The sequence below is a fragment of the Bacteroidota bacterium genome (assembly GCA_016195025.1).
Taxonomy (GTDB): domain Bacteria; phylum Bacteroidota; class Bacteroidia; order Palsa-948; family Palsa-948; genus Palsa-948.
This window is the reverse complement of record JACQAL010000008.1, coordinates 1-22,968: the sequence shown is the minus strand read 5'-3', so window position 1 is coordinate 22,968 and position 22,968 is coordinate 1. Positions and strand designations below refer to the sequence as shown.

Here is a 22,968-nt window from a genome sequence, read left to right as displayed (position 1 = left end):
GCAGCAGGAGACCAGGTTTCTCCAAACAATGTTACCGATAGCATTGGCGGATGCATTTATGTTTTTCAGGATATGAGAAATGGAGTTGATTGGGATATTTATGCTCATCATCTTGACATGAACGGAAATCCACCCAATGGAATTTTCGAGGAAAATAATGCTTTAGAGAGCAAAGTTTTTCCAAATCCATTTTCTTCTTCGGCAGTGATTGAAATCAATTTTCCAGGCAAAATGGGAAATATAATTTTTTCTGTTTATGATTTGCTCGGCAACAAAGTGCTTTGCCAAACCGTAAACAGCAAACAGCAAACTGTAAACATGAGCGGAGCGAAGAGCGGAATTTACACTTACAAAATCTTCAGCGGAACATCGGCTGTTGCTTCGGGCAAACTGATGGTGGAATAAGTAACACCTCCCCCTGTTTCTTTTTTCTCTGCGGCTTATCCGTACTATGCTTAAGGACTTCATTATTGAATGAGATTCCTCATTTCGCTTCGCTCCATTCGGAATGACATCTTTAATTTTTATAGGGAGAGAAGCGGGCGCGCAGAGCGCGCCCGCTCCCAATCCTCCCAGATGTTGTGCTGTCATTCTGAACGAAGTGAAGAATCTCATTTAAAAAAGAATATTTATAGTTTTATACAGGGCTTAAACAAAACTCACGTTACTAAGAAATAAATTCAGAAATTATGCCTGTGCAGTGGGTCCGCCAAAGGAAAGAGGAATGGCTCCGGGAGGAACTTCCGTATCTTTAATATCTCCGTGAACTTGTTCGAATTTGCTGATGTTATCTTTCAACGCTTTCAATAAACGTTTCGCGTGCTGAGGAGTGAGAATGATTCTTGCTTTCACTTTTGCCTTGGGAACTCCGGGCATCACCTTAATAAAATCCAGCGCAAACTCAGAATGTGAATGAGTGATGATGGCAAGGTTGGAATAAATTCCTTCTGCCACTTCTTCACTCAGTTCAATGTTGAGTTGGTTGGGCTGGTTGGTTGGGTTTTCTTTGTTATCCATGTGAAAGACCTTTGAGGTTTTAAAAACCTCAAAGGTCTGATTAAAAATTTATGCCTCTTGTCCTGCCATAGTCCCTTCTGTTTTCGATGCCATCAGTCGGTCGAATTCTTCTTTGGAGCCAACAATTATTTTTTCGTACTCACGCAATCCTGTTCCTGCGGGAATCAAATGCCCCACAATTACATTCTCTTTCAGTCCGGATAGATCGTCCATTCTTGCTCTGATAGAACCTTCGCTGAGAACTTTTGTAGTTTCCTGGAACGAAGCCGCGGAAATGAAACTGTTTGTTTGCAACGAAGCGCGCGTAATTCCCTGAAGAATCGGACGTGCCGTTGCGGGAACACAATCGCGTGCCTGAATGTGTTTTGAATCTTTGCGCTTCATCATGGAGTTTTCATCGCGCAGTTTGCGCGCGCTGATAATCATTCCTGCTTTCAGCATAGTAGAATCGCCCGGGTCTGTTATGATTTTTGCGCCATGTAAGCGGTCGTTTTCATCCATGAAGTCAGCACGGTTTATAAATTGTTTCGGCAGGAAAATAGTATCTCCCGCATCATCAATTTCCACCTTGCGCATCATCTGCTTCACAATAACTTCAAAATGTTTGTCATTTATTTTTACGCCTTGCAGACGATACACCTCCTGAACTTCGTTCACAAGATATTCCTGCACTGCAGTGGGTCCTTTGATGAAAAGAATATCTGCAGGCGCGGTTGCACCATCCGTTAATTGTTCGCCTGCTTTCACGAAATCATTTTCCTGAACAAGAATGTGCTTCGAAAGTTGCACAAGATATTTTTTGATTTCTCCTGTCTTGGCTTGCACCTGCACTTCGCGGTTGCCGCGTTTTATTTTTCCGAAGGTAATGATGCCGTCTATTTCAGAAACAACTGCAGGGCTGCTCGGGTTTCTTGCCTCGAACAATTCCGTTACGCGCGGAAGTCCTCCTGTGATGTCGCCTGCTTTTCCTGTAGTGCGCGGAATCTTCACAAGCACTTGCCCTGTTTCAATTGCATCGCCATCGTTTACGGAAATATGCGCGCTCACCGGAATGTTGTATGACTTCAGCGCTTCGCCTTTCTTATCCGTTACTTTGATAATCGGGTTCTTCGTTTTATCTTTTGTTTCGATAATTACTTTTTCGCGGAAGCCGGTTTGTTCGTCAAACTCTTCGCGGTAGGTGATTCCTTCCTCGATGTTTTCGAATTCCACTTTTCCGGGGAACTCAGAAATAATCACCGCGTTGTACGGATCCCAATCGCAGATGAGCGTTCCTTTCTTCACTTTATCTCCCGCGTCAACATAAAGCTGCGCGCCATAAGGAATATTTCCTGTGGTAAGAGTAATGTGTGTGTTTGGGTTAATGATTCGCACTTCGGCAGAACGACCAACCACCACTTTCACTTTCTTCCCGTCAGTTTTTCTGTCAACAGTTCTGAGTTCGTCCATCTCCACCACGCCATCGTATTTTGATTCGATGCGCGAAGAAGACATAACACCCAATCCCGCCACACCTCCAACGTGGAACGTGCGGAGTGTTAACTGCGTTCCCGGCTCACCGATGGATTGCGCGGCAATAACGCCCACGGCTTCTCCTTTCTGAACCATTCTTCCGGTAGAAAGATTTCTTCCGTAACATTTCGCACACACTCCGAGTTTTGATTCGCAGGTTAACACCGAACGAATTTCAACTGCTTCGATGGGAGAGTTCTCAATTTGATCTGCGTATGGCTCTGTGATTTCTTCTCCGCCTTTGATGATGAGTTCTCCGGTGAGCGGATGAACTACATCCGCAAGAGAAACGCGCCCGAGAATTCTATCGTAGAGCGGTTCAACTACTTCGTCAGCTTTCTTGAGCGAAGTTGCCATGAGTCCGCGGAGAGTTCCGCAATCCTCAATAGTGATGATTACATCCTGCGCAACATCAACAAGACGTCTTGTTAAATATCCCGCATCGGCAGTTTTCAGCGCTGTATCAGCAAGACCTTTACGCGCTCCGTGCGTTGAAATAAAATACTCGTGAATGGATAATCCTTCTTTGAAGTTGGAGATAACGGGGTTTTCAATAATTTCTCCTCCTCCACCGCTTGATTTGGAAGGACGCGCCATCAATCCGCGCATTCCGCTCAACTGACGAATCTGTTCTTTCGAACCGCGAGCGCCTGAATCCAGCATCATGTAGATGGAATTGAATCCTTGTTTGTCATTCGAAAGTTTGTCCATCACTTTCTTTGTGAGTTTGGAATTTGCGTGCGTCCAGATGTCAATAATCTGGTTGTAGCGCTCGTTGTTGGTGATGAATCCCTGGTTGTAATTCTCAACCACTTCTTCCACTTCTTTATAAGCGCCTTCAATGAGTTTATCTTTTTCTTCTGATACCATTACGTCATCAAGGTTGAACGAGAGTCCGCCCTTGAAAGCGTTGCTGTATCCGAGTTCTTTAATGTCATCGAGAAACTTTGCTGCTTTTGCTGTTCCCGAAACTTTCAAAACGTCACCGATAATATCGCGGAGTGATTTTTTTGTCATTACATCGTTGATGAATCCGGCTTCTTTCGGAGCGGCTGCATTAAACAACACCCTTCCAACGGTTGTCTCGATAATTTTAGTTACAAGATTTCCTTTTTCATCTTTCGCATTATCCACTTTTACTTTAATGTAAGTATGAAGATCTACAATGCCCTCGTTGTATGCAATGGTTACTTCATCGGGAGAATAGAAAGTTATTCCTTCTCCTTTCACTTTATTTTCTTTGGAAGATTTTCTTCCTTTCGTCATATAATATAATCCCAACACCATGTCCTGCGAAGGAACCGCCACTGGTGCACCGTTTGCCGGGTTCAGAATGTTGTGAGAAGCGAGCATAAGAATTTGCGCTTCAAGAACTGCAGCGTGTGAAAGCGGAACGTGCACTGCCATCTGGTCACCGTCAAAGTCCGCATTAAACGCGGTACAAACAAGCGGATGCAGTTGAATTGCTTTTCCTTCGATCAGTTTTGGCTGGAATGCCTGAATTCCTAACCGGTGAAGAGTTGGAGCGCGGTTCAAAAGAACAGGATGTCCTTTCATCACGTTCTCCAGAATATCCCAAACGATCGGTTCTTTTCTATCAACAATTTTCTTTGCTGACTTCACTGTCTTAACTACTCCACGCTCTAAAAGTTTGCGAATGATAAATGGTTTGAATAATTCCGCTGCCATATCTTTTGGAAGTCCGCATTCATGTAATTTTAATTCGGGGCCAACAACAATAACCGAACGGCCGGAATAGTCCACACGTTTACCAAGTAAGTTCTGACGGAAACGTCCTTGTTTTCCTTTCAAAGAATCAGAGAGCGATTTCAGCGCGCGGTTGGCGTCTGTTTTCACTGCACTTGCTTTTCTGGAATTGTCAAACAAAGAGTCAACGGATTCCTGGAGCATGCGTTTTTCATTGCGCAGAATTACTTCTGGCGCTTTGATTTCGAGAAGACGCTTCAAACGGTTGTTGCGAATAATTACTCTGCGATATAAATCATTCAAATCCGATGTTGCGAAACGTCCTCCATCCAACGGCACCAGCGGGCGAAGTTCCGGTGGAATAACGGGAAGTGTTTTTATTACCATCCACTCCGGTTTATTTTCCACGTGCTTGTTTGCCTGGCGGAATGCTTCCACAACCTGCAAACGTTTCAGCGCTTCATTTTTTTTCTGCTGTGAAAGTTCTGTGTTCGCAGTATTGCGGAGTGTGTAAGAAAGTTCATCGAGATTTAAACGCGACATTAAATCAACAACCGCTTCTCCTCCCATTTTGGCAACAAATTTATTAGGGTCTTTGTCATCGAGGTATTGGTTTTCTTTTGGAAGCGTGTCAAGAACTTTAATGTACTCTTCTTCGCTAAGAAAATCGTAGCGTTTCACGCCATCTGCTTCTTTCACCCCGGGATTTATTACCACGTAACGTTCGTAATAAATAATCATCTCCAATTTTTTCGTAGGAAGCCCGAGCAATGCGCCAATTTTATTTGGCAACGAACGGAAATACCAGATGTGAATTACAGGAACAACCAGATTGATGTGCCCCATACGTTCTCTGCGAACTTTTTTCTCTGTTACTTCCACACCGCAACGGTCACAAACAATTCCTTTATAGCGGATGCGTTTGTATTTTCCGCAGTGGCATTCCCAATCCTTTACAGGACCGAAAATACGTTCGCAGAACAAACCATCGCGTTCGGGTTTATAAGTTCTGTAGTTAATTGTTTCGGGCTTGGTTACTTCACCGTGCGACCACTCGAGAATCATCTCGGGAGACGCGAGCGAAATCGTAACCTTGGTGAAGTTGCTTTTGGGCCTGTTGTCTTTTTTCATATATAAATTGTCTTTCGTTAATTTGATTAATCGTGAAGTGCAATGTTCAACCCTAATCCTTTCAACTCGTGTATTAACACGTTGAAGGATTCAGGAATTCCGGGTAACGGAAGATTATCACCTTTCACAATTGCTTCATATGTTTTTGTTCTGCCGACCACGTCATCTGATTTCACGGTGAGAATTTCCTGGAGAATGTGCGCAGCACCGAATGCTTCGAGCGCCCAAACTTCCATCTCACCAAAACGCTGACCTCCGAACTGCGCTTTACCTCCGAGCGGCTGCTGCGTGATGAGCGAGTAAGGACCGATGGAACGCGCGTGCATTTTGTCATCCACCATGTGGTGAAGTTTCAGAATGTAAATCACGCCAACGGTTGCCGGCTGGTCAAAACGGATTCCGGTTTCACCGTCTTTCAGATATGTTTTTCCGTAGCGCGGAAGACCTGCCTGATCGGTGTGAGAATTAATTTCATCGAGAGAAGCACCGTCAAAAATCGGAGTAGAGAATTTCATTCCGAGTTTTAATCCTGCCCATCCGAGCACCGTTTCGTAAATCTGCCCAAGGTTCATACGCGAAGGCACACCGAGTGGATTCAGCACCACATCAACGGGAGTTCCGTCTTCGAGGAAAGGCATGTCTTCATCGCGAACGATTTTCGCAACGATGCCTTTGTTACCGTGACGACCTGCCATTTTATCTCCCACTTTCAGCTTACGCTTCTGTGTGACATAAACTTTCGCGAGCTGAATAATTCCTGCCGGTAATTCATCGCCCACTTGTACAGCAAATTTTCTGCGCTTGTGTTCGCCAAGAATTTCGTTGTACTTCACGCGGTAATTGTGAAGCACATCATATACCTGATCATTCACTTCTTTGCTGGTGGTCCATTTGTACGGATTGATTTCAGAGTAATCTTTTATTTTGCTCAGAAGTTTTTCTGTGAACTTGTCTCCGCGTTCAATCACTTCTTCTTTCAGGTAATTGTAAACACCCTGCGAAGATTTTCCGCCAACCAATTTCATGAGTTTTTCCACGAGCATTGTTTTCAGATCTGCAAACTTGTGGTTGAACTCTTTGTCAATTTTATCTACAACATCTTTCTCGTCTGTTTTTGCTTTTTTATCTTTTATCAGGCGCGAGAAAAGTTTTGTTTCCATCACAATTCCATAGGTAGAAGAAGGCATTCTCAACGAAGCATCTTTCACATCTCCGGCTTTGTCACCAAAAATTGCGCGCAGAAGTTTTTCTTCGGGCGATGGATCGGTTTCTCCTTTGGGAGTGATTTTCCCTATGAGTATGTCGCCTTCTTTCACTTCGCAACCCACGCGAATGATTCCGCGCTCGTCAAGATTCTTTGTTGCTTCCTCACTCACGTTCGGAATATCAGAAGTTAATTCTTCCATTCCGCGTTTTGTTTCGCGCACTTCGAGTGAATATTCATCTACGTGAATGGAAGTGAAAATATCTTCGCGAACAATTCTTTCAGAGATTACAATCGCATCCTCGAAGTTGTAACCTTTCCAGGGCATGAACGCCACGGTGAGGTTTCTTCCGAGCGCGAGTTCTCCCTGCTGAGTTCCGTATCCTTCAGAAAGAACTTGTCCCTGCTTCACCTTCTCGCCTTTCTTCACCACCGGGTGAAGGTTCACGCAAGTGCTTTGATTGGTCTTGCGGAATTTGATGAGGTTGTAACTTCTTTCATCATCTTCGAATGATAAAAGTTTTTCATCTTCATCGCGCGTATAGCGGATGGTTATGTTTGTCGCGTCAACTTCTTCAACAGTTCCGTCATATTCCGCAGTGAGAATTGTGCGCGAGTCCATCGCAACTTTTCCTTCCAGTCCTGTTCCCACAATCGGAGATTCAGGTCGGAGAAGCGGAACCGCCTGGCGCATCATGTTTGAACCCATGAGCGCGCGGTTGGCGTCATCGTGTTCAAGAAACGGAATGAGCGAAGCGGCAATCGAAGCAATTTGGTTCGGAGCAACATCCATCAGATGAACTTTGTCCGGCTCTACGAGCGGATAGTTTCCTTCGAAACGCGTTTTCACACGCTCGTCTTTTATTTTTCCTTTCTCATCAATGTTGAGCATTGACTGAGCAATTGCTTTTTCGTCTTCTTCTTCCGCAGTAAGATATGTAACCGGTTTATTCACGTCAACTTTTCCTTCTGTAACCGTGCGGTAAGGAGTTTCGATGAAACCGAGTTTGTTGATTTTCGCATACACGCAGAGCGAAGAAATCAAACCGATGTTCGGACCTTCGGGAGTTTCAATGGTGCACAAACGTCCGTAGTGCGTGTAGTGAACGTCTCGAACTTCAAAGCCTGCGCGCTCGCGTGAAAGTCCGCCAGGACCGAGTGCGGATAATCTGCGCTTGTGCGTAATCTCAGCCAGCGGATTTGTTTGATCCATGAACTGAGAAAGTTGATTTGTTCCGAAGAAGGAATTGATAACTGACGAAAGTGTTTTCGCGTTAATCAAATCAATCGGGGTGAACACCTCGTTGTCGCGAACGTTCATTCTTTCGCGAATTGTTCTTGCCATACGCGCAAGTCCCACGCCAAACTGCGCAGACAATTGTTCGCCAACTGTTCTGACGCGCCTGTTGCTCAAATGGTCAATATCATCCACGTTTACTTTCAGATTGATAAGTTGAATCAAAAACTTTATGATGGCAACAATATCTTCTTTGGTAAGTACGCGAACGGTCGGAGGAATTTCCAGACTTAATTTTTTGTTAAGGCGGTAGCGACCTACTTCTCCTAAATCATATCTCTTATCTGAGAAAAATAATTTTTCAATTACTGCTTTTGCTGTTTCTTCATCGGGCGGTTCAGCGTTGCGGAGCAATCGGTAAATATATTCCACCGCTTCTTTTTCAGAGTTGGTCGGATCTTTTTGAAGCGTGTTATATATAATTGAGTAATCGCTGAACTCTTTGTCTTCTTTGTGAAGAATAACTGTCTTCACGTTTGCATTCAGAATTGTTTCAACGTGTTCTTCGGTGAGAATGGTTTCGCGCTCAATCAACACTTCGTTACGCTCGATGGAAACTACTTCACCGGTATCTTCATCCACAAAATCTTCCACCCATGTTTTCAAAACACGCGCGGCTAATTTTCTTCCGACAGATTTTTTCAGATTCGGTTTGCTTACAGAAATTTCATCGGCAAGATTGAAGAGTTCGAGAATTTGTTTATCATTTTCAAAACCGATGGCACGAAGCATTGTTGTTACAGGTAATTTTTTCTTCCTGTCAATGTATGCGTACATCACATTGTTGATGTCAGTTGCGAATTCAATCCACGCGCCTTTGAAAGGAATTACGCGGGCAGAGTAAAGGCGGCTTCCGTTCGGATGACGGTTTTGTCCGAAGAAAACTCCGGGCGAGCGGTGCAATTGAGAAACAATAACGCGTTCAGCGCCATTGACGATAAAACTTCCGCGCGGAGTCATGTACGGAATGGTTCCGAGATACACATCCTGAATTACGGTTTTAAAATCTTCGTGTTCAGGATCGGTGCATGATAACCGCAAACGCGCTTTAAGCGGAACGTTGTAAGTTAAACCTCTTTCCAGACATTCGTCAATCGAATATCTTGTAGGGTCAATGTAGTAATCTAAAAACTCGAGTACGAAATTATTCCGCGCGTCAGAAATCGGAAAGTTTTCAGAGAAAACTCTGAAGAGTCCTTCGTTCTTCCTGTTTTCAGGAGTGGTATCCACCTGCATGAATTCCTTGAACGACTTCAACTGGATTTCCAGGAAATCAGGATAATCAATCTGGTGTTTTGAACTTGCGAAATTAATTCTGGGATTTTTCTTTGGTGCTGCCATACAAAGTTTACTTTTAAATTTTTACAATTTACAATTTTTTTTTCAAAACTCCTCGCAAAATTCCTCTCAATATAAACACAAATACCCCGCGCCATTTTTCAGGCTCGGGGTTCTGCAATAACCTATGAAAGGTTACTTAACTTCAACTTCTGCTCCTGCTTCGGTCAATTGTTTTTTCAATGACTCAGCATCTTCTTTCGAGATACCTTCTTTAAGCGGTTTGGGTGCAGCGTCAACAAGGTCTTTTGCTTCTTTCAAGCCAAGACCTGTAAGTTCTTTAACAAGTTTTACAACCTGAAGTTTAGCAGCGCCTCCACTTTTGAGGATTACATCAAAGGTTGATTTTTCTACTGGTGCTGCTCCGGCAGCGGCAGGTGCTGCAGCGGCAGCGGCAGGTTCAATTCCGTATTCGTCCTTGAGAATTTTCGCAAGTTCGTTTACGTCTTTTACAGTCAGATTTACTAACTGGTCGGCAAGTTGCTTTAAGTCGGCCATCGTGTTTGTGTGTTATAGTTGATTTATTTATTTTTCTTTTTTCTTTCCGATTAACTTTGAGCGGGTGCTTCTGCTTCTCCTGATTTTTTATTGAGCAGCCCGCCAATGATTGTTCTTGCAGGCGACTGGAGCAATCCGATAATTTCTCCAATCATTTCATTTTTGCTCTTGATTCCTGCTAAAGTTTCTAACTGGTTGTGCCCGATGTAAACTGACTCTTCCACCCATGCAGATTTCAAAGTCGGCTTGTCGCTTCCTTTTCCTCTGAACTCTTTCATGATTTTTGCAGGAGCGTTTGCAACTGCAGAAAACATAATTGCGGTGGTTCCTTTCAGTGTATCGTGAAATGGTTCGTAAACAGGATTTCCTGTTTTCTCCATGGCTTTGCTGAGAAGCGTGTTTTTTACAACGAGCATTTTTACATCCTTGTCGAAACACATTCTTCTTAACTGGTTTGTTTTTTCAACCGTCAGCCCTGAAGTATCTGTCAGATAAAAATGAGTACTCTCTTTCAGCATTACTGCGAGAGAATCTATCACTTGATTTTTTTCTTGTTTGTTCATCTTTAAAAATATTAGCCAACGATTCGGGAGTCAATCTTAACGCCAGCGCTCATAGTACTGGACATTGTGATGCTCTTTATATATGTACCCTTGGAAGCAGCGGGTTTTAATTTTGCGATTGATTGAATTAATTCATTTGCGTTGTCGGCAAGTTTATCTGCATCGAACGAAACTTTTCCGATGGAAGCGTGAACAATTCCCTGCTTGTCTGCCTTGAAATCAATTTTACCGGCTTTAACTTCTTTTACTGCTTTGCCAACTTCCATTGTTACCGTTCCGGTTTTAGGATTGGGCATAAGTCCGCGCGGACCGAGAACTTTTCCAAGCGCGCCAACTTTTCCCATCACAGATGGAGTGCAAACGATTACATCAATATCAGTCCATCCTTCTTTAATTTTTGTAACATAGTCATCCAATCCAATGTGGTCTGCGCCTGCTGCTTTTGCTTCTGCTTCTTTATCGGGAGTGCAGAGCACCAGCACGCGAACAGCTTTTCCGATTCCGTGAGGCATTGCAACCGTTCCGCGAACAACTTGTCCTTTCGCTGTGTCAATTCCGAGGCGGACGCTTACATCCACCGAAGAATCAAATTTGGTTGTGGTAATATCTTTTACAATTTTAGCAGCATCGCGGAGGTTGTATACTTTTGTAGCGTCAAACTTTCCGAGGATTGTTTTTCTTTTTTTAGTCAACTTTGCCATGATACTTTCTTTCTTTTAAAATTATTTTTTACCAGGTCTTCCTTCAACATTAATTCCCATGCTGCGCGCTTGTCCTGCTACCATATTCATTGCTGATTCAAGTTTGAAGCAGTTCATGTCAACCATTTTATCTTCTGCAATCGCTTTGATTTGCGCCCATTTAATTGTTCCAACTTTTTTTCTGTTTGGTTCACCAGAGCCGCTTTCTATTTTCAATGCTTCTTTCAACTGCGCTGCAACAGGCGGGCGCTTGAGAATGAATTCAAAAGTTTTGTCTTTATAAACCGTAATGATTGCGGGAATCATTTTGTTTCCCATTTCCTTGGTCTTCGCGTTGAACTGTTTGCAGAATTCCATGATGTTCACTCCCTTTGCACCAAGTGCCGGACCAATAGGAGGTGCAGGATTTGCTGCCCCTGCTTTTATCACCAACTTAACTAATGCTCCGATTTCTTTTGCCATTTTATTTCGAATAAAAATTATTGTTTCTCAACCTGCATATAACTTAATTCGAGCGGAGTTTTACGCCCGAAAATTTTCACAGTTACTTTCAGTTTTTTCTTTTCTTCGTTTACTTCTTCAACTGTTCCGGTGAATGTGTTGAACGGACCGTCAATAATTTTAACGGTGTCGCCCACATAAAACGGAATATTTACTTTTTCAGTGCTCTCAGCAAGTTCATCCACTTTTCCAAGAATGCGGTTCACTTCGGAAAGGCGAAGCGGAATGGGTTCTCCGTTTTTGCTTCCGAGAAATCCGAGAACTCCGGGAACGTGTCTGATGGTATGTGGAACTTCTCCGGAGAGAGTTGCTTCCACCAGAATGTATCCGGGAAAGAAATTTCTTTCCTTGCTCACTTTTTTTCCTGCACGAATCTGAATCACCTTTTCAGTTGGAATTAAAACCTGCGAAACAAACTTTCCAAGTTTTGCACGCTTGATTTCCGCTTCGATGTTCTGCTTGATCTTTTTTTCTTTTCCGCTGATAGCGCGCACAACAAACCACCGCTTCTCTTCGGCAGAGGGAGTTTCTTTCGCCTTAGAAGTTTTTTCTTTAGCAGTAATTTCTTCTGCCTTTGTTTCCTCGGTTTTTATTTCAGTGTTTTCGCTCATGATATTAACTAAAGAATCCATAAATCATTTCCATAATAAATTTAAAAGCCACATCCATTCCGTACACAAGCAAGGCGGTGATTAAGGTTGATACCATTACAATCACTGCGCTGCCCTGTAATTCTTTCCAAGCTGGCCAGGAAACTTTCGTAACCAGTTCGCTGTAGGTATCGTTTACGTATGCTCTTACTTTATTCATTCTTCCTTATTATATGTAACATTCAAACTTTCTCAGCACAGGTGGAGAGGCTCGAACTCCCAGCCTGCGGTTTTGGAGACCGCTGCTCTACCAATTGAGCTACACCTGTATCCCCAATTGGGAGAACAGATAAATTATTTTATGATTTCAATAACTTGTCCGGCACCCACTGTTCTTCCTCCTTCACGAATTGCGAAACGCAATCCTTTGTCCATCGCAACCGGCTGAATTAATTCAACCTGAATAGTTACGTTGTCACCCGGCATAACCATTTCGCGTCCTTCGGGAAGAGTACAAGTTCCTGTTACGTCAGTCGTGCGCATATAAAATTGCGGACGATAGTTATTGTGGAACGGAGTGTGACGTCCGCCTTCTTCTTTTTTCAGAACGTAAACTTCCGCTTTGAAAATAGTATGAGGTGTAATTGAACCCGGTTTAGCGAGAACCATTCCTCTCCAGATATCTTTTTTATCGATACCGCGGAGAAGTAATCCTGCGTTGTCGCCTGCTTGACCTGAATCCAATTCTTTTCGGAACATTTCGACACCCGTGATAACTGATTTCATTTTTTCAGGGCGCATTCCAACGATTTCAATTTCTTCTCCTACTTTGCAAATTCCTTGTTCAATTCTTCCGGTTGCAACTGTTCCACGACCGGTGATGGAAAAAATATCTTCCACCGGCATGAGGAAAGGTTTGTCAACAACACGAACGGGAAGCGGAATGTATGTATCAACTGCATCCATGAGTTCGAAAATTTTTGGAACCCACTTTGCATCTTTGTTCATTGCACCCAAAGCAGAACCGCGGATGATTGGAGTTTTATCTCCTGCATATCCATAGAAAGTGAGGAGGTCGCGGATTTCCACTTCAACGAGGTCGAGAAGTTCGGGATCGTCAACCATATCGCATTTGTTCATGAACACTACAACTTGCGGAACACCTACCTGGCGCGCGAGAAGAATATGCTCGCGTGTTTGAGGCATGGGTCCGTCAGTTGCAGCAACAACGAGAATTGCTCCGTCCATTTGCGCAGCGCCTGTAACCATGTTCTTCACATAATCCGCGTGGCCGGGACAGTCAACGTGTGCGTAGTGTCTTTTTTCAGTAGCGTATTCAACATGCGCAGTGTTGATTGTGATACCGCGCTCTTTTTCTTCAGGAGCATTGTCAATCGAGGCAAAGTCACGCACTGCTGCGAGACCTTTGTCTGCGAGCACCATGGTGATTGCTGCCGTAAGAGTAGTTTTACCGTGGTCAACGTGACCGATTGTTCCGATGTTTACATGTGGTTTGGAACGATCAAATTTTTCTTTTGCCATAGTTCTGAATGTTTAAAAATTATACGATTGATTCTTAATTAAAAAAATTTTGAATAAGGGGTGCGAATATAGATAATATTTTCTCATCTCCATTCAAAATAATAAACATTTTTTCCTGAAGTTATCGGCATGTCCCGAAGGGATTCCTTCGGAAGAAGGAAGCGTTCTGAGCCGGGTTTTCGGAAAGATATTTTTCAACTGTACTGAGCCAATGACCAGGATCGAACTGGTGACCTGTCCGATACATCGGACTGCTCTACCCTCGATGCGGATATTGGCTAATTAATTCTTCAATTACTTTTCTGCTTTTGCTTTTCTTAATTTTCCATTCAAGTTTTCTTGCTTCTGTCGAATCTGAGCAAGATATTATTGCTTTTAAAGCAACAGGTAAAATATATTTTGTTGCCTTTACTGAACCATTTTGATGTTGTTCAAATCTTAGTTTTATATCCTTTGAACTTCCAATATAATATCTTTCATTCTTACATTGAAGAATGTAAACACCAATAATTTCTTTCATCTGAGCCAATGACCAGGATCGAACTGGTGACCTCATCCTTACCATGGATGTGCTCTACCAACTGAGCTACATTGGCAAATGAATATTGCGGATTGCGAATTTTAAATTGCGGATTTTAATTCGCAATTGTAACAATCCGAAATCCGCAATGCTTGAGCGGAAGACGGGACTCGAACCCGCAACATTCAGCTTGGAAGGCTGAAGCTCTACCATTGAGCTACTTCCGCTTAATTATTTTTTCACTTTGTGGGGAGACAAGGATTTGAACCTTGGAACTCCGAAGAGGACAGATTTACAGTCTGTTGCCTTTGACCACTTGGCTATCTCCCCAACTTTTTTAAGAACGAGCCAGCGAAGGGGATCGAACCCCCGACCTACTGATTACAAGTCAGTTGCTCTACCAGCTGAGCTACGCTGGCTGATTATTTTATTCAGCCGCCCAAATTTTATTTATCAAAAAAAATTCCGATAATAAAAAATAAAATTCAAAAAACGAACGGCAAAAGTAGAAAACATTTCGTTCTGCGAACAAAATGCGGAAAAAATTTATGGAAGAAAAAATTTACTCGGAGAATTTTGCCGACTCTTTTCTGCGAGCCATGCTTCTTCTGCTTTTCTCTTTCTTCTTTTTCAGTTGAGAAGCAAGAGCGCCCATGCATTCGTCAGTGGCCTCTTCAAATGTCTGGCACTGGCGCTTTACAAAAAGATCGTTGCCGGGAACATGAATTTTTATTTCGACAACTTTATTTTCTGCAGTATCAGATTTGTCAATCTTGAGATACACTTCGCTTCTGATTACCGCGTCAAAATAGTGACTTAACTTTTCTACTTTTTTGTTGATGAGTGCAAGAAGTTTTGCATCTGCGTCAAAATGGATGGAGTGGATTTTAATGTTCATAGAGAAAATATTTAAAAGTGAGTTATGCTTTCGGATGTGTCTTCGAATATACAGATTTTAATTTCTCAATGGTGTTGTGCGTGTAAACTTGTGTGGCTGAAAGATTCGCATGGCCAAGAAGTTCTTTAATTGCATTCAGGTTTGCTCCGTTGTTTAATAAATGTGTTGCAAAAGTATGCCTCAACACATGCGGGCTTTTCTTGGATAATGTTGTCACCTTTTCAAGAGAATCCCTTACAATTCGGTATACGGCACTTGGATAAATTTGGTTTCCTTTTTTCGTCAGAAATAAATAATCCGCCCTTGGTTCGATGGATTTATTTTTTTCTTCGATATATTTCTTTATAAGAATTTTCAATCCGGAAGTCAACGGAATAAGGCGTTCTTTATTTCTTTTTCCTAAAACTTTTACTGTGCTGCCATGAAAATTAATATCCGATTCTTTCAGATTCACCAGTTCAGCGCGCCTCATGCCGGTAGAATAAAGCATTTCTATTATAAGAAGATTGCGCTTTCCTTCAAAGTCATCTTCGAATTTCACATCTTCAATTAATGAATTCATTTTACTTTCTTCCACAAACTCTGGCAAACGTTTAGGATTCTTTGGAGATTGGATCTTGTGCATGGGATTTATATCCACAACTTTTTCGCGAAGAAGAAATTTATAAAATGATTTAAGCGTGCTGATTTTTCTGTTTACGGAACGCGCGGTGATTTTATTTTCCATGAGAGAAACTATCCACGAACGAATGATGGAATGGTTTACTTCCTTAATATCATTGAATGAATAAATATTTTTCAGATATAAATAAAACTGCTCAAGATCATTTGAATAAGCATTTACGGTATGCGGAGACATTCTCTTTTCATAGCGGAGATATTTTATGAATGCCTCTTTATTCATAGCAGAAGAACGAAAGGTATAAAAAAATATTGCGGACCGAAGTTAAACTCCAACCCGCAATGAAATTATTTTGTGGAAAAAATTATTCTTCCGATTGCGCCTGACGCTGGCGATGTTTCGCGCGCTTGATGATTTCCCTGCGCTTGATGGACGGCTTTGTGAAAACCTGGCGACTGCGAAGTTCACGGAGAATACCTGTCTTTTCAAATTTCTTTTTTAATTTCTTGAGGGCTTTTTCTACGCCTTCACCTTCTTTTATCTGAACGTGCAACATGTTTTGTTTTTATTTAATTGGTCGCAAATGTAAATAAAAATTTCAAATTGGAATAATGAAATATTAGAATGGCTGAAACTGCCATTCTTCCTACATGCCATCATTCCTCTGAGGTTTTCTTCACCGCACTTTTTCTCCCTTTGCCGGGCTCATCCGTCATTCGGATTCCTTCCATGGAAAAACATTGCCCGGTTTGCATGGTTGTCTTCGTTCCGTCCTTCCTTATTATAGTGCCGTTGGGAGTAATTTTAATTCCGTTCGCCAAAATTGTATCCTGCCTTAACTCTGTTGCCTTTCCCTGTTGTTTGATTATAACTTTTCCGTTTCGAAGCGTGAGGCAGTTTTTTGCGGTATCGGTTTCAATATTCTGAGCGAATAATGAAAATGATAATCCGCAGGCAAAAATTATTATTAATGTTTTCATAGTAATAAGTTTTTTTTTTGATGAATTGTAGAAACTATTTGAGAAATTATTTCTCTCAGCGAGAATTGGTTTTCCCGAAATGAGCAAAGGATTATTTTTTACTTTCGCAATCCACACAAACAAATCAAATCACAATGAAAGTTACAGTTGTAGGAGCAGGAAATGTTGGCGCAACCTGTGCCGATGTAATTGCGCAGCGCGATTATGCAAATGAAATTTGCCTTCTCGACATAAAGCCGAATTTTGCCGAAGGAAAAGCGCTCGATATTTTTCAGGCGGCACCCATTCATCTTTACGATTCGCGCGTGAAAGGAAGCACCAGCGATTATTCCAAAACCGCAAACTCGGATGTGGTGGTGATTACTTCCGGGCTTCCGCGAAAACCCGGCATGAGCCGCGATGATTTGATTTCTACCAACGCAGGAATTGTGAAAGGAGTTACGGAAAATATTCTGAAACATTCTCCGAATACGATTCTGATTATCGTGAGCAATCCGCTCGATGTGATGACTTACTGCGCCTATCTCACAGCGAAAAAAAGTTCTTCAAAAGTTTTCGGCATGGCCGGAATTCTGGATACGGCTCGCTACCGCGCATTTCTTGCCGAAGAATTAAATTGTTCGCCAAAAGATATTCAGGCGGTGCTCATGGGCGGGCATGGCGATACCATGGTTCCGCTTCCGCGCTACACAACGGTGGGAGGCATTCCGGTTACTGAACTCATCTCGAAAGAAAAATTAGACGCAATTATTCAGCGCACAAAAGTTGGCGGAGGAGAAATTGTAAATCTCCTCGGAACATCCGCATGGTATGCACCCGGTGCTGCTGCCGCTCAAATGGTGGAAGCCATTGCGCTCGACCAGAAACGGATTTTTCCGGTGTGCGCAATGCTGAACGGAGAATACGGAATGAAAAATATTTATCTCGGTGTGCCGGTGATTCTCGGAAAAAACGGAATTGAAAAAATCATTGAACTCAAATTAAATACGGACGAGAAAAAACTTTTGGAATCATCCGCAAAAGCCGTGAAAGAAGTGATGAGCGTGCTGGATAATATGAAAGTAGTTGCTTGAAAAGTATAATTGAATTATTCCTGGTAACGAAGTTGCGAATCCGATTGCAAATTTTACGAATCAGAATTATATAATCCGTAATATTCGTTACAGAATTAGTTACTTCGTTACCAGATTCCGATGAAAAGCATTATTCCAATCCGGCTGATAAAATTAGATGATGGCTTTCATATTTTTGTTTCTGCAAAGATTAACAGGAAGAAAGCATCTTTAATTATTGATACAGGCGCATCGCGCAGCGCATTCGACAAAGAACGAATCAAAAAATTTGTTGACAAAAATAAATTCGAGAAGCACGAGAAACTTGCCAGCGGAATAGGAACCAATTCCATGAAAAGCCAAATCACGATGCTCGATAAATTTCAAATCGGAAAAATTAAATTAAAAGATTATTTCGCAATCTTGTTGGATTTTTCCCATGTAGTTGCCGCGTATAAACAAATGGGCGTGAAACCGATTGACGGAGTGCTCGGCTCGGATATTCTGAAAAGTTATAACGCGGTGATTGATTACGGAAAGAAAAAATTAATATTGACAATTTCTCATTCTTAAAATTTATCTCAGTTCAAAATTTTTTCCAAGATAGACCCTGCGCACTTGTTCGTCTTCGGCAAGTTCCTGAGCGGTTCCTGCTTTGAGAATTTTTCCTTCGTAAAGAAGATAGGCACGGTCGGTAATCGTTAGTGTTTCGTGCACATTGTGGTCGGTGATGAGGATGCCGATATTTTTTTCTTTGAGTTTGCGCACAATGTTCTGAATATCTTCCACTGCAATGGGGTCAATGCCGGCAAAGGGCTCATCGAGCAAAATAAAATTCGGATTAACAGCAAGGCAGCGAGCAATTTCAGTTCTTCTTCTTTCTCCTCCCGAAAGCACATCGCCATTGCTATTACGGATTTTATTCAATCCAAATTCTTCGAGTAAACTTTCTATTTTACTTTTTTGTTCTTCTTTGGAAAGTTTTGTCATCTCAAGCACTGCGCGCAAATTATCTTCCACCGATAATTTACGAAACACCGATGCTTCCTGCGGAAGATAACCGATTCCTTTTTGTGCGCGCTTGTACATGGGTTCTTTGGTGATTTCAATTTCATCGAGAAAAATTTTTCCTCCATTGGGCTTGATTAATCCAACGGTCATGTAAAAAGTAGTGGTCTTCCCTGCACCGTTCGGTCCCAGCAAGCCAACAATTTCTCCCTGCTTCACTTCTACGGAAACATTGTTTACTACTGTTCTGCTTTTATATCGCTTGATTAAATTTTCAGTTCGTAAAATCATAGGTGAAGTTAGAAGTGAGAAGTGAAAAGTGAGAAGTTAACCATCTACTATGAATTACTTAAAGTTTTGACTGAAGTTGTAAAAATAGCAGTTAATTCAGAGGACTCTTGAATTAATTCATTTAACTCTTTATTCTTTATGAGTAATTCTAAATCTTTAATAAAAGTAAGCCAAAAGTTACTTTCATCCGCTTCTTCAAGAACTGTTTTTATTTTATTGGAAAAATCGACTCTTGATTTTGCCCGGGCACTTGCCCTATAGTTAGCAGCAACGGATGAAGCAGATTTCAAAAGTTGATATGAAATAACATCTGTTGCTTTCGATTTAGGAAGTAAATCAACAAGTTTGAAAACCCTTATTGCAAACTTTCTTGTCCGCTCAATCAAATCGTTTTTATTCATAGTTTGTGTATTTAAAATTTCACTTCTAAAATCTGACTTCTCACTTTCTTTAAAAGTTAATTTGCAGCGAGCCGCGCACACCCACAATGGGGACTTTTTTATCTCCGCTGGCTGCCGTATAAAAACTTACATAGTTCTTATCAATATACGACAAACGCCAGAGCACATCAATGCGGAAAAACCGGAAAATGTTTTCAACTCCTGCGCTTACTTCATAATAAGGACCTTGGTTTAACGAAGTGAGCGTGGAAGGAAAAACAAAAACATTTTGATTTTTTTCACTGATGCTCCCCACCAGCCATTTTGCCGAAACCACTTCACGCCATTTCAACCTGCGCATGATGGGAATGTGATTGAGAAAAAATCCCTCGAAGTGATGAAACACCTGCGCGGTTACATATTGGTCACTGGCAAATTCGTAATAGTTCATCATGTTGTAAGCATACGGATCATAAATAATAGTTTCATTTCCTCCGTGCAGCGTGAGCAACGGATAGGGAACTGTTCCGAAAATTTTTCCTGCCTCCACAATATAATCGGTGTAGCCCACCAGCGGATTGATGCGGAAGCGGTCATTGATATTCAAACTGAGTTTATGGTATTCGTAATTACTTTGGAAAATTCCTTTCATTCCATACGTGTAAAGCAGCGTTACCACCGGATAGCGCGTGCCCATGCTCGCCCGCGAAAAAGTGTATTCAATATATTTTTCATTGTAAGCAAAACGAATGAGCGCCTGAAGTTCGGAAGAAATAATATTGTTTTGCGTTCCGAGCGTGGTATCATCAATATGATATTGGTAAGTGAATCCACCGAGCGGGGTCATCACGCGGTTGATGAAAAAGAATTTCATGTTGAGGCCCTGGTGAGGTTCGAATTCATAACTGGTGAGCGCCTGCTGAACTTTTGTTAAACTGCTGAGCGGGCGCCTGCGGAAAATGGTGGTGAGAATATTATCGGGAGTAAATGCATTGGGGCTTTGCCCGAGAACTTCCACATCATCTTTATATCCGAGCGAAAGTATTTGCCTTGGCTTTTTTGTAATGTATGTTCTGAAAGTGGTGCTGTACTTGAATTGCTTGTCAAGTGTTCCGTATGCGCCATAGCCGCTCAACTCAACCCACTTGCTGAATTTATCGCTGGTTCTTCCGCCTAAACGAAAACGATTTCCTTCCACCACATTCTTGCTGTAAATTTTATGATACGGACCAATTTCAACATAGCCCCAGGGCTTGTAGGTGTTCGCAAGAAAATAAATCCAGTTGTAATAGGATTGATAGATGGGAAGCGATTTGATGGTGTCAACCATTTTATAAATCTGTTTCTCATTCTTAGAAAGCGTATCGTGGCGGTTTTGTTTCCAGAATTCATCGGTATGTTTATCGGCACTGTCGAGCACAATAATATTTTCCATGCGGCTATAAAAATCATCGGGGCGCGGCTTGTTGATGACAATGTTTGTGTAGGAAGTAGTTTTTCTCCCGTAGAATCCTGCAGTTAAACTTTTTTTCCTGTACTCATCCAGTTTGAAATCCACTATGAGGCGGTCGCGGCTGAGCATCCACATGCTGTCTGCAACGGTATATTCCTGCACCACACCAAGTGTTTTCACAAAGTTCAGGTTGATGTCATTCGGCAAAGACATTTCGAGGCGCTTCACGGCAAAAGAAGTATCGGCAACCCACATGTTGCCGGTGAAACATAATTCCTGTTTCCATTTTGGTTTGAACTGCAACTGGTAGCAGCGGTGATTATCCAGATATAAACTGTCAATCAGATAAAATTTATAGTAGAGCAATGCGTGGTCGGAAATGGGGCTGGGAAATTGTTTTCCGAAAACGAGAATATCATTATCATAAATGTTTACGTTCTGATACATTTCTCCCATGAACTGTGTCATGCTTTTATCCTGCATTCCCGAAATTTTACTCGCTTTGATTATTTCTTTTTTGAAGCGCGGACTTTTTTTCCAGTAGTAATTTGAAAGGGCTTCGGAAAGAAGAAGAGGAAGAAAAGGTTTTTCCGTTATGCTGGTGCTGTCAATGTAATCAAACACGAACTTGATGGGCTTCAAGATTTTCTTCTCTTTTATTTTCGGGGGAATGTTATTCAAATCAAATTCTATTTTGTTGTACACTTCGTATTCATACGAGAGAAGTTTATCGCGGTTATGTTCGGGCTTGTGCGCAATCACTTTCCGCAAAATGCGGTGGGCAGGATTTTCACCGGGCAGAATCACCACTTCTTTCAGCGAGAGAACATCGGGCTCAATTGAAATGTTCAGCGTTTGAGAAACATTCCGCTTGATTTTTACTTTCTTCGTTTTATATCCTATATAAGAAACTTCGAGCGAATCGGAAGGACCTTCGGCAGTGATGGAAAAATTTCCGTCCACATCGGAGGTGGTGAAGGGTTTTCCGCCTTTGTATTTTATGTTTACAAACGGAAGCGCTTCGCGGGTTTGAAAATCGTAAACCTTGCCGGTGATTTTTGCATCTTGAGAAAAAGCAATCGCTTCACTTAAAAAAAATAAGAAAAGAGAAAAAAGAATTTTGAAACGGAGGTTCATATAAAATTTATCGCTTCAAAGAAAATCATTCATCACGCTTTCTTCTCAGCATACTTCGCCACAAATATACTCGCTTCGTACAATAAATAAAGAGGCGTGGAAACAATCACCAGCGTGGGAATATCAGATGTGGGCGTGATGATTGCCGCCACAATAAGTATGACCACAATGGCATGCTTGCGGTATTTGCGCATGAAAGCCGGGCCAAGCAAGCCAATCTTCGTGAGAAAAAAGATGAGAATGGGAAGTTCAAACACCAAACCCATGATGAGCGTGAGAATGGTTACGGTGGAAATATAAGAATCCATTGAAATTTTATTTGTTACCAGCGCGCTCACCTGGTAGTTGCCTAAAAAATTAATGGTCATGGGAACAATAATATAGTAACTGAAAAGAATTCCGGTGATGAAAAGCAGCGATGCATACAACACAACTCCCGCAGTATATTTTTTTTCCTTCTCGTGAAGCGCAGGGCGGATGAACCGCCACACTTCCCAGAGCACATAGGGAGAACCCACCACCACTCCACCGATTACCGATGTCCAGATGTGCGTGGTGAACTGCCCCGATAAATCAATATTGATAAGTTCGAAGGAAATGCTTTGCATGCAGAGCGTATTGCCCATGCCTGTGAGATGAGAGATTTTGCATAGCGCGCGGTAGGTTAAAAAATCGCTGTGCATGGGACCGAAAATAATGGTGCTGAACACAAAATCCTTGTAACAAAATAAAACAAACGCCAGCAGCATGACCACCGCAGCCGAGCGCACCAGATGCCAGCGCAGCGCTTCCAGATGCTGGAGGAAAGTCATTTCCTGCCTGCCGTCAGGCGCGGCTTTTTTTGCTTCGCTCATAAAAAGGTTTGCAAAGATAAAAGGATATGGAGGATAGAGAGAAATAAGGAATGAGTATTCTAAATGCAATCAGGTTTCAGAATATTCAGGAAAAATGGAATAATGGAAGATTGGAAGATTGGCTGTTTCCCAACATTCCATTATTCCAACCTTCCAACCTTCCAAATAATTT

The 22,968-nt window shown here is 42.1% G+C and carries 22 protein-coding genes and 5 tRNA genes; 3 read left to right on the top strand and 24 right to left on the bottom strand.

Annotation, left to right across the window (positions count from 1 at the left end; genetic code table 11):
- A partial coding sequence (locus HY063_01290) for a T9SS type A sorting domain-containing protein (GenBank protein MBI3500401.1) occupies nucleotides 1–405 on the top strand: 405 nt, incomplete at its 5' end.
- 282 nt (nucleotides 406–687) lie between these two features.
- Here the strand turns inward: HY063_01290 and HY063_01285 are convergent.
- The 20 genes from HY063_01285 to HY063_01190 form a co-directional block, all read right to left on the bottom strand.
- A complete protein-coding gene (locus HY063_01285; protein ID MBI3500400.1) occupies nucleotides 688–1,017 on the bottom strand; it encodes a DUF3467 domain-containing protein in 330 nt (109 codons plus the stop codon).
- A 48-nt stretch (nucleotides 1,018–1,065) separates the two neighbouring features.
- Nucleotides 1,066–5,367 carry a DNA-directed RNA polymerase subunit beta' gene (gene rpoC / locus HY063_01280; GenBank protein MBI3500399.1) on the bottom strand — a complete coding sequence of 1,434 codons (4,302 nt, stop codon included), beginning with the start codon at nucleotides 5,365–5,367 and terminating at the stop codon, nucleotides 1,066–1,068.
- A gap of 26 nt (nucleotides 5,368–5,393) precedes the next feature.
- Nucleotides 5,394–9,209, bottom strand: a complete 3,816-nt coding sequence (rpoB, locus tag HY063_01275) for a DNA-directed RNA polymerase subunit beta (protein ID MBI3500398.1) — start codon at nucleotides 9,207–9,209, stop codon at nucleotides 5,394–5,396.
- 132 nt (nucleotides 9,210–9,341) lie between these two features.
- Nucleotides 9,342–9,704: a 50S ribosomal protein L7/L12 gene (gene rplL, locus HY063_01270; GenBank protein ID MBI3500397.1), complete on the bottom strand. Its 363-nt coding sequence runs from the start codon at nucleotides 9,702–9,704 to the stop codon at nucleotides 9,342–9,344.
- A 50-nt stretch (nucleotides 9,705–9,754) separates the two neighbouring features.
- On the bottom strand, nucleotides 9,755–10,267 hold the full coding sequence (locus tag HY063_01265; GenBank protein ID MBI3500396.1) for a 50S ribosomal protein L10: 513 nt from the start codon (nucleotides 10,265–10,267) through the stop codon (nucleotides 9,755–9,757).
- A gap of 11 nt (nucleotides 10,268–10,278) precedes the next feature.
- Nucleotides 10,279–10,968 carry a 50S ribosomal protein L1 gene (locus tag HY063_01260; protein MBI3500395.1) on the bottom strand — a complete coding sequence of 230 codons (690 nt, stop codon included), beginning with the start codon at nucleotides 10,966–10,968 and terminating at the stop codon, nucleotides 10,279–10,281.
- Nucleotides 10,969–10,989: 21 nt separating this feature from the next.
- Nucleotides 10,990–11,430, bottom strand: a complete 441-nt coding sequence (gene rplK / locus HY063_01255; GenBank protein MBI3500394.1) for a 50S ribosomal protein L11 — start codon at nucleotides 11,428–11,430, stop codon at nucleotides 10,990–10,992.
- A 17-nt stretch (nucleotides 11,431–11,447) separates the two neighbouring features.
- Nucleotides 11,448–12,080 (bottom strand): transcription termination/antitermination factor NusG, encoded by a 633-nt coding sequence (nusG, locus tag HY063_01250; protein MBI3500393.1) that lies wholly within the window; start codon nucleotides 12,078–12,080, stop codon nucleotides 11,448–11,450.
- Nucleotides 12,081–12,084: 4 nt separating this feature from the next.
- Entirely contained in the window at nucleotides 12,085–12,279 is a 195-nt protein-coding gene (secE, locus tag HY063_01245) for a preprotein translocase subunit SecE (GenBank protein ID MBI3500392.1), read from the bottom strand.
- 36 nt (nucleotides 12,280–12,315) lie between these two features.
- A tRNA-Trp gene (locus HY063_01240) sits at nucleotides 12,316–12,388 on the bottom strand.
- Nucleotides 12,389–12,413: 25 nt separating this feature from the next.
- Nucleotides 12,414–13,601, bottom strand: a complete 1,188-nt coding sequence (gene tuf / locus HY063_01235; protein ID MBI3500391.1) for an elongation factor Tu — start codon at nucleotides 13,599–13,601, stop codon at nucleotides 12,414–12,416.
- A 256-nt stretch (nucleotides 13,602–13,857) separates the two neighbouring features.
- Entirely contained in the window at nucleotides 13,858–14,121 is a 264-nt protein-coding gene (locus tag HY063_01230; GenBank protein ID MBI3500390.1) for a GIY-YIG nuclease family protein, read from the bottom strand.
- Between the two features lie 3 nt (nucleotides 14,122–14,124).
- Nucleotides 14,125–14,197: transfer RNA gene (locus tag HY063_01225), tRNA-Thr, on the bottom strand.
- Between the two features lie 79 nt (nucleotides 14,198–14,276).
- Nucleotides 14,277–14,348 (bottom strand) — tRNA-Gly (locus tag HY063_01220).
- 20 nt (nucleotides 14,349–14,368) lie between these two features.
- Nucleotides 14,369–14,451: transfer RNA gene (locus HY063_01215), tRNA-Tyr, on the bottom strand.
- A gap of 16 nt (nucleotides 14,452–14,467) precedes the next feature.
- A tRNA-Thr gene (locus HY063_01210) sits at nucleotides 14,468–14,540 on the bottom strand.
- A 143-nt stretch (nucleotides 14,541–14,683) separates the two neighbouring features.
- Nucleotides 14,684–15,019 (bottom strand): ribosome-associated translation inhibitor RaiA, encoded by a 336-nt coding sequence (gene raiA, locus HY063_01205; GenBank protein MBI3500389.1) that lies wholly within the window; start codon nucleotides 15,017–15,019, stop codon nucleotides 14,684–14,686.
- A 22-nt stretch (nucleotides 15,020–15,041) separates the two neighbouring features.
- A complete protein-coding gene (locus HY063_01200) occupies nucleotides 15,042–15,923 on the bottom strand; it encodes a tyrosine recombinase XerC (GenBank protein MBI3500388.1) in 882 nt (293 codons plus the stop codon).
- Between the two features lie 82 nt (nucleotides 15,924–16,005).
- Nucleotides 16,006–16,197 (bottom strand): 30S ribosomal protein S21, encoded by a 192-nt coding sequence (locus tag HY063_01195; GenBank protein ID MBI3500387.1) that lies wholly within the window; start codon nucleotides 16,195–16,197, stop codon nucleotides 16,006–16,008.
- Nucleotides 16,198–16,297: 100 nt separating this feature from the next.
- Nucleotides 16,298–16,621, bottom strand: coding sequence for a hypothetical protein (locus HY063_01190; GenBank protein ID MBI3500386.1), 324 nt, complete (start codon nucleotides 16,619–16,621; stop codon nucleotides 16,298–16,300).
- A gap of 134 nt (nucleotides 16,622–16,755) precedes the next feature.
- Between HY063_01190 and mdh the strand changes: the two genes are divergently transcribed.
- Nucleotides 16,756–17,694: a malate dehydrogenase gene (mdh, locus tag HY063_01185; GenBank protein ID MBI3500385.1), complete on the top strand. Its 939-nt coding sequence runs from the start codon at nucleotides 16,756–16,758 to the stop codon at nucleotides 17,692–17,694.
- Between the two features lie 120 nt (nucleotides 17,695–17,814).
- Complete coding sequence (locus HY063_01180; GenBank protein MBI3500384.1) at nucleotides 17,815–18,246, top strand: clan AA aspartic protease; 432 nt, start codon at nucleotides 17,815–17,817, stop codon at nucleotides 18,244–18,246.
- Nucleotides 18,247–18,249: 3 nt separating this feature from the next.
- On the opposite strand, the gene lptB is transcribed toward HY063_01180, so the two are convergent.
- The 4 genes from lptB to tatC are packed head-to-tail and all read right to left on the bottom strand — an operon-like array spanning nucleotide 18,250 to nucleotide 22,754.
- Nucleotides 18,250–18,972: an LPS export ABC transporter ATP-binding protein gene (gene lptB / locus HY063_01175; protein MBI3500383.1), complete on the bottom strand. Its 723-nt coding sequence runs from the start codon at nucleotides 18,970–18,972 to the stop codon at nucleotides 18,250–18,252.
- Nucleotides 18,973–19,019: 47 nt separating this feature from the next.
- The gene (locus HY063_01170; protein MBI3500382.1) at nucleotides 19,020–19,373 is read right to left on the bottom strand and encodes a four helix bundle protein; all 354 of its coding nucleotides are present in this window, start codon (nucleotides 19,371–19,373) and stop codon (nucleotides 19,020–19,022) included.
- Nucleotides 19,374–19,422: 49 nt separating this feature from the next.
- The gene (locus HY063_01165; protein ID MBI3500381.1) at nucleotides 19,423–21,942 is read right to left on the bottom strand and encodes a carboxypeptidase-like regulatory domain-containing protein; all 2,520 of its coding nucleotides are present in this window, start codon (nucleotides 21,940–21,942) and stop codon (nucleotides 19,423–19,425) included.
- 32 nt (nucleotides 21,943–21,974) lie between these two features.
- On the bottom strand, nucleotides 21,975–22,754 hold the full coding sequence (gene tatC / locus HY063_01160; GenBank protein ID MBI3500380.1) for a twin-arginine translocase subunit TatC: 780 nt from the start codon (nucleotides 22,752–22,754) through the stop codon (nucleotides 21,975–21,977).
- Nucleotides 22,755–22,968 lie beyond the last annotated feature (214 nt).